1 rRNA gene (running past one end of the window) is annotated in these 1,440 nt (G+C 55.9%); it reads left to right on the forward strand.

Annotated elements, in window-relative coordinates:
- A 23S ribosomal RNA gene (locus tag ABZV06_RS31835) occupies positions 1-1,391 on the forward strand (it extends 1,817 nt beyond the left edge of the window).
- Positions 1,392-1,440 lie beyond the last annotated feature (49 nt).

Raw genomic sequence — 1,440 nt, forward strand, 5'->3', positions numbered from 1 at the left:
AGGGCTGAGACGTGATGCCGAGCCGATTCAGGTGAAGTCAGTGATCCTATGCTGCCGAGAAAAGCCTCTAGCGAGTTCTTAGCGGCCCGTACCCCAAACCGACACAGGTGGTCAGGTAGAGAATACCGAGGCGATCGGGCGAACTGTGGTTAAGGAACTCGGCAAATTGCCCCCGTAACTTAGGGAGAAGGGGGGCCGGAGACGTGAAGCCCCGCGCGGGTGGAGCGTTGTATGGCCGCAGAGAGCAGGGGGAAGCGACTGTTTACTAAAAACACAGGTCCATGCGAAGAAGTAATTCGATGTATATGGACTGACGCCTGCCCGGTGCTGGAACGTTAAGGGGACCTGTTAGCTCTTCGGGGCGAAGCGGAGAACTTAAGCGCCAGTAAACGGCGGTGGTAACTATAACCATCCTAAGGTAGCGAAATTCCTTGTCGGGTAAGTTCCGACCTGCACGAATGGCGTAACGACTTCCCCACTGTCTCAACCACAGGCCCGGCGAAATTGCAGTACGAGTAAAGATGCTCGTTACGCGCGGCAGGACGGAAAGACCCCGGGACCTTTACTATAGCTTGACATTGGTACTTGAGTTAGCTTGTGTAGGATAGGTGGGAGCCGGTGAAGTCCATACGCCAGTATGGGTGGAGGCAATCTTGAAATACCACTCTGGTTGATTTGGGTATCTAACTTCGGACCGTTATCCGGTTCAGGGACAGTGTCTGGTGGGTAGTTTAACTGGGGCGGTTGCCTCCTAAAGGGTAACGGAGGCGCCCAAAGGTTCCCTCAGCCTGGTTGGCAATCAGGTGTTGAGTGCAAGTACACAAGGGAGCTTGACTGTGAGACTGACAGGTCGAGCAGGGACGAAAGTCGGGACTAGTGATCCGGCACTTGCGAGTGGAAGCGGTGTCGCTCAACGGATAAAAGGTACCCCGGGGATAACAGGCTGATCTTCCCCAAGAGTCCATATCGACGGGATGGTTTGGCACCTCGATGTCGGCTCGTCGCATCCTGGGGCTGTAGCAGGTCCCAAGGGTTGGGCTGTTCGCCCATTAAAGCGGTACGCGAGCTGGGTTTAGAACGTCGTGAGACAGTTCGGTCCCTATCCGCCGTGCGCGTAGGATACTTGAGAAGGGCTGTCCCTAGTACGAGAGGACCGGGACGGACGAACCTCTGGTGTGCCAGTTGTCCCGCCAGGGGCACGGCTGGTTAGCTACGTTCGGAAGGGATAACCGCTGAAAGCATCTAAGCGGGAAGCCTGCTTCAAGATGAGGTATCCCACCCCACTTTGTGGGGGTAAGGCCCCCAGCTAGACGACTGGGTTGATAGGCCGGAAATGTAAGCCCGGTAACGGGTTCAGTTGACCGGTACTAATAGGCCGAGGACTTGACTACTAAGCTGCTACGCGTCCACTGTGCAACTCTGAACAAGCGAACACCCGTG

This window comes from Micromonospora sp. NPDC005172, assembly GCF_040608555.1.
Lineage (GTDB): Bacteria > Actinomycetota > Actinomycetes > Mycobacteriales > Micromonosporaceae > Micromonospora.